The organism is Xanthomonas sp. SHU 166 (assembly GCF_000364685.1).
GTDB classification, from domain to species: domain Bacteria; phylum Pseudomonadota; class Gammaproteobacteria; order Xanthomonadales; family Xanthomonadaceae; genus Xanthomonas_A; species Xanthomonas_A sontii.
The window spans coordinates 1-9341 of the sequence record NZ_AQOJ01000781.1 but is presented as its reverse complement, the minus strand read 5'-3'; the positions used below and the strand labels follow the sequence as shown (position 1 = coordinate 9341).

Here is a 9341-nt window from a genome sequence, read left to right as displayed (position 1 = left end):
CGCCGGCTCGGTCGCCGGCGACGGGACGGGCTCGGGCTCGACCACGGCCGCGGCATCCACATACACGGTGTGGCCCAACGCCTGCAGCCAGCCGACCTGTTCGGCCGACCACAACGGCGCATGCATGGACGCGGGCTCGCTCATGCGGCGTCCGGCACCTTGCGCCAACGCCGCCACAGCCACAGGCACGGCCCGGACAGCGCGTACAGCACGCCGATCGCCAGCAGTGCCCGCGCCAGGTCGATGACCAGCACCGCCAGCACGATCGGCGCCAGCACCAGCATCAGGAACGGCACCCGGTCGGTACGCGGGCCCTTCTCGCCACTGCCCTTGAAGCTCCAGAAGCGGATGCGGCTGACCATCAGCAGCGCCGCGGTCACGGTCAGGCCCAGCGCCACATAGCGCAGTTGTTCGCCGTCCCAGCCCAGCGAGCCGTCGGCGAAGGACCACACGAAGGCCATCATCAGCCCGGCCGCGGCCGGACTGGCCAGGCCCACGAACCAGCGCTTGTCGACCGTGCCGACCTGGGTGTTGAAGCGGGCCAGGCGCAGCGCGGCGCAGGCCGCGTACAGGAACGCCGCCGACCAGCCGACCCGGCCCAGCATGCTGCCGTCGAACTTCAGCGCCGACAGCGACCAGTGGTACATCACCAGCGCCGGCGCCATGCCGAAGCTGACCAGGTCGGCCAGCGAGTCGTACTGCACGCCGAATTCGCTGCTGGTGCCGGTCAGCCGCGCCACGCGCCCGTCCAGCCCGTCCATCACCGCGGCCACGAACACCGCCACGCTGGCATGCACGAACTGGCCGTTGGCGGCGGCGATGATGGCGTAGAAACCGGAGAACAGGCCGGCGGTGGTGAACAGGTTCGGCAGCAGGTAGATGGTGCGCGAACGGGGGGGCGGTCGGGATGGGTCCATCCCGCCAGTCTAATCGACTTGCCAGGCCCGTCGGCGGGTGCTGCAATCGGCGCTCCCGCCGCGCCCTGGAGACCGAGATGCGCGCCCTGCCCCGGTTTTGCTGCCTGCCCCTGCTCGCCGTCAGCGGCATGCTCGGCGCCACCACCCTGTACCAATGGAAGGACGCGCAGGGCGTCACCCACTATGCCGAGACCCCGCCCCCCGGCGGCAAGTACCAGGTGCGCAAGGTCGACACCCGTGGCGATGCCCCGACCGATACGCCCGAGGCGGCCCCGGCCGAGAACGCCAAGTGCCTGACCGCGCGCAAGAACCTGGACATCCTCGACAAGCCCGGCAAGATCACCACCGACAGCGATGGCGACGGCAAGCCGGACGGGGAACTGGACGAATCCCAGCGCGGCGCGCAGAAGGCCCTGGCCGAGGCCGCGATCAAGGCCTACTGCACCCCGGCCGCCGCACCCGCCAAGTAAGCCGAACGCGCCCCGAACGCGCGCGGCCGGCCGCGGGCGATGCCCGCAGCGCCGGCAATGACTGGCAAAATGGGCGACCCGCCGTCTGCGAAGCCCCTCGATGCGCCTTTCCCAGTTCCACCTGCACACCACCAAGGAAACCCCGGCCGACGCCGAACTGGTCAGCCACCAGTTGATGCTGCGCGCGGGCATGATCCGCAAGCTCGCCTCCGGCCTGTACACCTGGTCGCCGCTGGGCCTGCGCGTGCTGCGCAAGGTGGAAGCGGTAGTGCGCGAGGAAATGAACCGCGCCGGCGCGGTGGAAGTGCTGTTCCCGACCATCCAGCCGCGCGAGCTGTGGGACGCCACCGGGCGCTGGAGCAAGTTCGGCGGACTGATGCTGCGCATGCAGGACCGCAAGGAACAGGACTATTGCTACAGCCCGACCGCCGAAGAGGCCGCTGCCGATTTCGCGCGGCAGGAGCTGAGCAGCTACAAGCAGTTGCCGGTCAACTTCTACCAGATCCAGACCAAGTTCCGCGACGAGATCCGTCCGCGCTTCGGGGTGATGCGCGCGCGCGAATTCCTGATGAAGGACGCCTACTCGTTCCACATCAGCGACGAGGACCTGGCGCGCGAATACGAGAACATGAAGGCGGCCTACACCCACATCTTCACCCGCCTGGGCCTGCAGTTCCGTGCAGTGCAGGCCGATTCGGGCGACATCGGCGGCGACGCCTCGCAGGAGTTCCATGTGCTGGCCGCCTCCGGCGAGGATTCGCTGGCGTTCTCCACCGGCTCGGACTACGCGGCCAACGTCGAAGCCGCCGTCGCCGCGGCACCGGCCCCGCGCCCGGCTGCCGGCGAGGAGCTGCGCAAGGTCGCCACGCCCACCCAGAAGACCTGCGAGGCGGTGGCCGAGCTGCTCGGCCTGCCGCTGCAGCGCACGGTCAAGTCGGTGGCGGTGATGGCCGGCGAGACCTTCGTGCTGGCGCTGGTGCGCGGCGATCACACGGTCAACGAGATCAAGCTGGGCAAGGTCGCCGGCCTGGCCGGCTACCGCATGGCCAGCGAGGCCGAGATCCTCGCGCACCTGGGCAGCGAGCCGGGCTTCCTCGGCCCGCTGGGTCCGCGCCAGCCGATCCGCGTGGTCGCCGATCGCGACGTGGCGGCGCTGGCCGACTTCGTGGTCGGCGCCAACGAACGCGGCTTCCACCTGGCCGGGGTCAACTGGGGCCGCGACCTGCCGGAACCGGACGCCGTCGCCGATCTGCGCAACGTGGTCGAGGGCGAGCGCGCCCACGACGGCGGCGAGATCCGCCTGGCCCGCGGTATCGAGGTCGGCCATGTGTTCCAGCTCGGCCGCCAGTACGCGCAGGCGCTGGACGCCACCGTGGTGGACGAGAACGGCAAGACCGTGACGCTGGCGATGGGCTGCTACGGCATCGGCATTTCCCGCATCGTCGCTGCGGCGATCGAGCAGAACCACGACGACGCCGGCATCCGCTGGCCGCAGCCGATGGCGCCGTGGACGGTGGCGGTGTGCGTGATCAATCCCAAGCGCGACCCGGCGGTCGACGCCGCTGGCGAGGCGCTGCTGGCCGAGCTGCAGCAGGCCGGACTGGACGCGGTGCTGGACGACCGCGGCCTGCGCCCCGGCGCGATGTTCGCCGATATCGAATTGATCGGCGTTCCGCACCGGGTGGTGGTCTCGGAGCGGGGCCTGGCCGCCGGCACCTTCGAATATCGCGCGCGCAGCGGCGGCGATGCCGAACACCTGGATCGAACCGCCTTGCTGGCACGCCTGCAGGCATGACGAAAGGGCCGGGAGGATATCCCGGCCCTTTTTCTTTACGCCGCCGTCACGCCATATGGAGGAAACCAGAGCGGTCTGTTTTCAATTGATTACGGCCGCCAGGGATCCATAAAGACATATTCCCACCGGATTGCGACCGAAAATACCCGCCGCGAATTAAGCAGGGTATTTGTCAATCCGATAAAGCATCATTATGATCCTGCGCTAGCCAGGGAATGGCGGAAGCCACCACCCATTTTCCGGAGTAAAGATGACCATCGATCTCAGTGGCCTGTCGGCCAAGCAGTTGGGCGCCCTCATCAAGACCGCCAAGAAGCAGCAGTCCATCGTCGCCAAGCGCACCCCCATCGCCAAGGTCCGCACCCAGCTGGCGCGCCTGGCCAAGAGCCACGGCTACAGCATCGAGGAAGTCTTCGGCGGCGCCCCCGCCGCGCGCGGTCGCAAGGCCGGCAAGCCGGGTCCGAAGCCGGGCCGCAAACTGGGCAAGGTTCCTCCGAAATACCGCAACCCCGCCAATGCCGCCGAAACCTGGACCGGCCGCGGCAAGCAGCCGCGCTGGCTGGCCGATCTGGTCGCCAAGGGCAAGAAGGTCGACGATTTCCTGATCGCCGGCGGCGCCGCCAAATCCGCCGCGCCGGCCAAGAAGACCGCCAAGAAGGCGGTCAAGCGCGTCGCCAAGAAGGCCAGCAAGAGCGCTGCGCCGAAGGCCTGATCCGCCACGGCAACCGCAGTCGAAACGCCGGCGCATGCCGGCGTTTTTTATTGCCGCATTCAAAGATTCTTGCGCGCCGGCACCAACAGATTGCCGAACAGCAGGCCGGCGACCAGCGCCATCACGATATTGGTCACCGTCAGCAGCGCCGATTGCCCGCCGAGCACGTCCTGCTGCTGGACCAGGGTCAACAACCCGCGCAAGCTGGCACTCCCGGGCACCAGCATGATGATGCCCGGCAACCGGACCAGCGCGCCCGGCCGGTGCACGATGCGTCCGAACAGATTGCCGGCCGCGGTCAATACCATCGCCGACAGGAAGATGCCGACCGGGCTGCCCCAGGCGTCGCCGGCGAAGCGCGCGATCGCGTAGCCGGCCACCGATGCCGCCATCACGAACGGATAATCGCGCAGGCTGGCCTTGAACAGCAGTGCGAACGCGTAGGCGGCCACCAGCAACGAGGCCCATTCCACCCAGCCGTGCTGCGGCCGCGATGCCCGCACCATCGGCTCCAGGCCCAGCAGTTGCGCCAGGGTCACCGCGATCACCGCACCGACGGTCAGCTTGACGATGGTGGTGACCGCGCCGGCGAAGCGCGCCGTGCCCGAGACCCAGTGCTGGCTGGTGAGTTCGTTGACCGCATTGGTCAGCGCCATACCCGGCAGCAGCACCACCAGCGAGGCGATGATCACCGTATTGAGATTCAGCGGCGCCACGAAACTGGCCACCAGGGTCGCGACGAAACCGGCCAGCAACGCCGCCAGCGCGTCGTTGGCTTCCTTGGTGGCCGGGCGCTTGTCGGTGAGCTGGGTGAGCACACCGATCAGCAGGCCGATCGCGCTGGCGGTGGCGATGTCCAGCCACGGCAGGCGCCACAACCCGGCCACGCCGGCCGCGGCCAGGCCGAAGCCGAGCACCTGCATCGCCATCCAGCGCCGCCCCGGCGGCTGGTCCAACTGGCGCAGCGCGGTGTGGCCCTGGGCCACGCTCATGCGCCCGCTGGCCACGTCGTCGGCGATGCGGTCGGCGACGCTGAGCTTGTGCAGGTCGTTGTCGCCGGGCGCCAGCCGCACCACGCGGGTGATGTCGCTGGAGCCGATCGCCTTGGTCGGGTCGCTGAAGCTGAGGATCAGCCCGGTCGGGTTGGACCAGGGTTCGCAGTCCAGGTCCAACTGCTGCGCCAGCGCCACCACCGCCGCCTCCAGCCGCTGCGCGGTGGTGCCGTAGGTGTGCAGTCGCCCAGCGATGTCGGAGACGAAGGCGATGCGCTGCGCGTAGGTCGCGTTGGCGGAGGGACTGACGGTGGGAGCGGCGGGCATGTCGGCTAGTATGGCGCGAACGCCGCGCCCGGCCACCCCGTCGCGATCACCACATCTGCAACACGGGCGAAACAGGTATGCTCGCGCACCGGACGCCCCCATGATCGAACCGCAACCGCCCAAACTCAGCCAGGACGACCGAGACCCCTCGCGGGTGCGGCTGACCGGCAGTTGGACCCTGGCCACGGCCCTGGCCTCCTCGGAAGTGCTGCGCGGCATGCCGGCCGGCACCACCGGCATCGACGCCAGCGGCATCGGCCAGCTGGATTCGGCCGGGGTGCTGCAGCTGATGCGCTACGCCACCCGCAACGGCATCGCCCACGAGGCGCTGGATTTCCGCCAGGACCACCGCGCCCTGGTCTCGACCATCGAGGACGTCGCCGACGACCGCCCCAAGCGCAAGCGCGACTATGGCTTCGCCGCGGCGCTGGAACGCCTGGGCTACGCGGTGCACCGCAACGGCAAGGAAATCGTCGCCCTGGTCGGTTTCCTGGGCGAGACCCTGGTCAAGCTGCTGCGGCTGCTGCACGCGCCGCGCCGGTTCCGCCTGACCGCCACCGTGCACCACATGGAACAGGTCGGCCTGGACGCGGTGCCGCTGGTGGCGCTGCTGTCGTATCTGGTCGGCGCGGTGATCGCCTTTCTCGGCTCCACGATCCTGCGCGACTTCGGCGCCGAGATCTACGTGGTGGAACTGGTCAGCATCGCCTTCCTGCGCGAGTTCGCGGTGCTGCTGACCGCGATCGTGCTGGCCGGGCGCACCGCCAGCGCCTTCACCGCGCAGATCGGCGCGATGAAGGCGCGCGAAGAGGTCGACGCGATCCAGACCCTGGGCCTGGACCCGATGGATCTGCTGGTGATCCCGCGGCTGGTCGCGCTGCTGCTGATGCTGCCGCTGCTGACCTTCGTGGCGATGATCGCCGGCCTGGCCGGCGGCGTCACTGTGGGCGCCTTCGACCTGGGCATCCCGCCGCAGATGTACCTGGCGCGCATGCACGACACCATCCAGATCCGGCACATGCTGGTGGGCCTGTCCAAGGCGCCGATCTTCGCCATCGTGATCGGCCTGATCGGCTGCCTGGAGGGACTGCGCGTGGAAGGCACCGCGCAGTCCGTCGGCGAGCGCACCACCTCCAGCGTGGTGCAGACGATCTCGCTGGTGATCATCATCGACGCGATCGCCGCGCTGTGGTTCATGAACATGGGGTGGTGACGTGAAGCCGGGAATCGGGAGTGGGAAATCGGGAATGGGAAAAGCTGGCGGCGTCCGCGACGCTGGCCAGGAGTGCACGCTTTGACCATTCCCGATTCCCCAATCCCGAATCCCGAGCAAGAACTGGCCATCTCCGTGCGCGGCCTGGTCAATCGCTTCGGCAGCCAGACCGTGCACGAGGAGCTGGACCTGGACGTGCGCCGCGGCGAGATCCTCGGCGTGGTCGGCGGCTCGGGTACCGGCAAGTCGGTGCTGATGCGCACCATCCTCGGCCTGCGCGAGCCCGATGCCGGCAAGATCCAGGTGCTCGGCGTGGATACCGATTCCGGGCGCCGCGCCGATCGCCTGCACGTGGAGCGCAACACCGGCGTGCTGTTCCAGGACGGCGCCTTGTTCTCCTCGCTGACGGTCGGCGAGAACGTGCAGGTGCCGCTGAAGGAGCATTTCGGCGAACTGCCCGACAGCTGGCACTACGAGCTGGCGCTGCTGAAGGTGAAGCTGGCCGGCCTGCCCGCCGACGCGCTGAACAAGCTGCCCTCGCAGCTGTCCGGCGGCATGCGCAAGCGCGCCGGGCTGGCGCGCGCGCTGGCGCTGGATCCGCCCCTGTTGTTCCTGGACGAACCCACCGCCGGGCTGGACCCGATCGGCGCAGCCGCCTTCGACCGGCTGATCCGCACCCTGCAGGAAGCGCTGGGCCTGACCGTGTTCCTCATCACCCACGATCTGGACACCTTGTACGCTATCTGCGACCGCGTGGCGGTGCTGGCCGACCGCAAGGTCATCGCCAACGCGCCGCTGGCCGAGATCGAGCAAGTGGACCATCCGTGGATCCAAGAGTATTTCCACGGCCCGCGCGCCCGCGCCGCGCGCGATGCCAAGACCGCCTGGACCGAGACCCCCTGAGCCCATGGAAACCAAAGCCAATTACGTGCTGATCGGCGCCTTCACCATCGTGGTGGGGATCGCGCTGCTGCTGTTCGGACTCTGGGCCGCCAAGTACTCCTCCGACCGCACCTGGCAGGAGTACCGCGTGGTGTTCCGCGAGGCGGTGACCGGCCTGTCGGTCGGCAGCCCGGTGCAGTACAACGGCATCGCGGTGGGCTCGATCACCGAGCTGACCCTGGCGCCGAACGATCCGCGCCAGGTGGTGGCGCGGATCCGGGTCAACTCGACCACGCCGATCAAGAGCGACACCCGCGCCAAGCTGGGCATCACCAGCCTGACCGGCCCATCGATCATCCAGCTCTCCGGCGGCACCCCGGAAGCGCCGGCGCTGACCTCGATCGACAACAGTGACGCGCCGATCATCCAGACCACGCCCTCGGCGCTGCAGAACATCACCGACACCGCCAACCGCATCGTCGAGCGCCTGGACGAGGTGCTCAGCGACCGCAACGTCGCCAGCATCACCGCCACCCTGCACAACCTGGAAACCATCAGCGGCGGCCTGGCCGACCGCGACCAGGGCATGCAGTCGCTGATCGTCAGCGCGCGCGATGCGGCGCGCAACCTGGACACCACGCTCAAGACCACCAACGGCACCATCCAGCGCCTGGACCAGAATTTGGTGCAGCAGTTGCCGCCGATCCTCAACAAGCTGGAGGACACGCTGAGCAAGCTGGATTCGGCCGCGGGCAATGCCGACAAGATCCTTGGCGAGAACCGCTCGGCGATCAACAGCTTCGCCAACGACGGCCTCGGCCAGCTCGGCCCGACCCTCACCGAACTGCGCGGCCTGATCCGCGACCTGCGCCGGGTCAGCGACCGCCTGGACAACAACCCCGCGCGCTACCTGCTCGGCCGCGACGCCCCGAAGGAGTTCAAACCCAAATGAAGCCGATGCGCGCCTTCCTGCTGCTCGCCGTGCCGGCCCTGCTGCTGACCGGCTGCTCGCTGCCCGGCGGCAACAAGGAGCCGGTGACGATCTACGCGCCGGACGTGCGCGTCACCGCCGACCCGGCCTGGCCGCAGGTGAGCTGGCAACTGGCGCTGACCAAGCCCAGCGCCGCGCGCGTGGTCGACAGTTCGCGCATCGCGGTGCGGCCGACGCCCGACGAACTGCAGGTGTACGGCGGCGTCAGCTGGGCACAGCCGGCCACCGACATGCTCGAGGACATGTTGCTGCGCGCGTTCGAGGATTCCGGGCGCATTCCGGGCGTGGCCCGGCTCGGCACCGGCATCCGCGCCGACTACAAGCTGCTGCTGGACCTGCGCCGTTTCGAATCGGACTACGCCGGGCGCGCGGTGCCGTCGGCGACCATCGAGCTCAACGCCAAGCTGCTTTACAGCGCCGACCAGCGCGTGGTCGCCTCGCGCACCTACCTGGTGACCCAGCCCGCCGCCGGCACAGCCGAATCGCAGGTGGTCGACGCCTTCGGCCAGGCCATGTCGCAACTCGGCCACGACGTGGTCGGCTGGACCCTGCAGCAGGGCCAGGCCGACGCCGCCACCGCGCTGGCGCCCAGCGTGCCGCCGCCGGCCAGCCAGAAGCCGCCGCGGCGCTGATTGGCTCCCCTCTCCCACCGGGAGAGGGGCCGGGGGTGAGGGTGCGGCGGACGCGGAGCCGTCTTCTCCAGACACATCCCTAGCCACCCAACCCTCATCCGCCCCTTCGGGGTACCTTCTCCCAAAGGGAGAAGGATCACGGCTTCGCTCCCCTCTCCCACCGGGAGAGGGGTCGGGGGTGAGGGTGCGACGACCGCGGAGTCGTCTTCTCCAGACATCTCCCCAGCCACCCCACCCTCATCCGCCCCTTCGGTGCACCTTCTCCCAAAGGGAGAAGGATCACGGCTTCGCTCCCCTCTCCCACTGGGAGAGGGGTCGGGGGTGAGGGTGCGGCGGCCGCAGAGCCGTCTTCCCCAGACACGTCCCCAGCCATCCGACCCTCATCCGCCCCTTCGGGGCACCTTCTCCCA

General features: G+C 69.1%; 9 protein-coding genes. 7 read left to right on the top strand and 2 right to left on the bottom strand.

What is annotated here, in order from left to right; genetic code table 11:
- Nucleotides 1–140: 140 nt before the first annotated feature.
- Entirely contained in the window at nucleotides 141–917 is a 777-nt protein-coding gene (gene pssA, locus D180_RS18130; protein WP_017913906.1) for a CDP-diacylglycerol--serine O-phosphatidyltransferase, read from the bottom strand.
- A 77-nt stretch (nucleotides 918–994) separates the two neighbouring features.
- Between pssA and D180_RS18125 the strand changes: the two genes are divergently transcribed.
- The 3 genes from D180_RS18125 to D180_RS18115 all read left to right on the top strand — a co-directional run bounded on the left by D180_RS18125 (nucleotide 995) and on the right by D180_RS18115 (nucleotide 3894).
- Nucleotides 995–1387 carry a DUF4124 domain-containing protein gene (locus D180_RS18125; RefSeq protein ID WP_017913905.1) on the top strand — a complete coding sequence of 131 codons (393 nt, stop codon included), beginning with the start codon at nucleotides 995–997 and terminating at the stop codon, nucleotides 1385–1387.
- A 100-nt stretch (nucleotides 1388–1487) separates the two neighbouring features.
- The gene (locus D180_RS18120) at nucleotides 1488–3182 is read left to right on the top strand and encodes a proline--tRNA ligase (protein ID WP_017913904.1); all 1695 of its coding nucleotides are present in this window, start codon (nucleotides 1488–1490) and stop codon (nucleotides 3180–3182) included.
- A 250-nt stretch (nucleotides 3183–3432) separates the two neighbouring features.
- Nucleotides 3433–3894: an H-NS histone family protein gene (locus tag D180_RS18115; protein WP_017907458.1), complete on the top strand. Its 462-nt coding sequence runs from the start codon at nucleotides 3433–3435 to the stop codon at nucleotides 3892–3894.
- A gap of 59 nt (nucleotides 3895–3953) precedes the next feature.
- Here D180_RS18115 and D180_RS18110 read toward each other — a convergent pair whose 3' ends face one another.
- Nucleotides 3954–5213, bottom strand: a complete 1260-nt coding sequence (locus tag D180_RS18110) for a threonine/serine exporter family protein (protein ID WP_017907457.1) — start codon at nucleotides 5211–5213, stop codon at nucleotides 3954–3956.
- Between the two features lie 100 nt (nucleotides 5214–5313).
- On the opposite strand from D180_RS18110, the gene D180_RS18105 reads away from it, so the two are divergent.
- From D180_RS18105 to D180_RS18090, 4 genes are all read left to right on the top strand, one after another.
- The gene (locus tag D180_RS18105) at nucleotides 5314–6426 is read left to right on the top strand and encodes an ABC transporter permease (RefSeq protein WP_010340194.1); all 1113 of its coding nucleotides are present in this window, start codon (nucleotides 5314–5316) and stop codon (nucleotides 6424–6426) included.
- An 81-nt stretch (nucleotides 6427–6507) separates the two neighbouring features.
- Complete coding sequence (locus tag D180_RS18100) at nucleotides 6508–7329, top strand: ABC transporter ATP-binding protein (protein ID WP_043091303.1); 822 nt, start codon at nucleotides 6508–6510, stop codon at nucleotides 7327–7329.
- 4 nt (nucleotides 7330–7333) lie between these two features.
- Nucleotides 7334–8260 carry an MlaD family protein gene (locus D180_RS18095; RefSeq protein ID WP_017907455.1) on the top strand — a complete coding sequence of 309 codons (927 nt, stop codon included), beginning with the start codon at nucleotides 7334–7336 and terminating at the stop codon, nucleotides 8258–8260.
- Nucleotides 8257–8931, top strand: coding sequence for an ABC-type transport auxiliary lipoprotein family protein (locus D180_RS18090; RefSeq protein ID WP_017913902.1), 675 nt, complete (start codon nucleotides 8257–8259; stop codon nucleotides 8929–8931). The genes D180_RS18095 and D180_RS18090 overlap by 4 nt, the downstream gene beginning before the upstream one ends.
- Nucleotides 8932–9341: the final 410 nt, after the last annotated feature.

Coding starts and splice junctions, on each gene's coding strand:
- pssA (WP_017913906.1), bottom strand. CDS start 917: ATGGACCCATCCCGACCGCCCCCCCGTTCGCGCACCATCTACCTGCTG.
- D180_RS18125 (WP_017913905.1), top strand. CDS start 995: ATGCGCGCCCTGCCCCGGTTTTGCTGCCTGCCCCTGCTCGCCGTCAGC.
- D180_RS18120 (WP_017913904.1), top strand. CDS start 1,488: ATGCGCCTTTCCCAGTTCCACCTGCACACCACCAAGGAAACCCCGGCC.
- D180_RS18115 (WP_017907458.1), top strand. CDS start 3,433: ATGACCATCGATCTCAGTGGCCTGTCGGCCAAGCAGTTGGGCGCCCTC.
- D180_RS18110 (WP_017907457.1), bottom strand. CDS start 5,213: ATGCCCGCCGCTCCCACCGTCAGTCCCTCCGCCAACGCGACCTACGCG.
- D180_RS18105 (WP_010340194.1), top strand. CDS start 5,314: ATGATCGAACCGCAACCGCCCAAACTCAGCCAGGACGACCGAGACCCC.
- D180_RS18095 (WP_017907455.1), top strand. CDS start 7,334: ATGGAAACCAAAGCCAATTACGTGCTGATCGGCGCCTTCACCATCGTG.
- D180_RS18090 (WP_017913902.1), top strand. CDS start 8,257: ATGAAGCCGATGCGCGCCTTCCTGCTGCTCGCCGTGCCGGCCCTGCTG.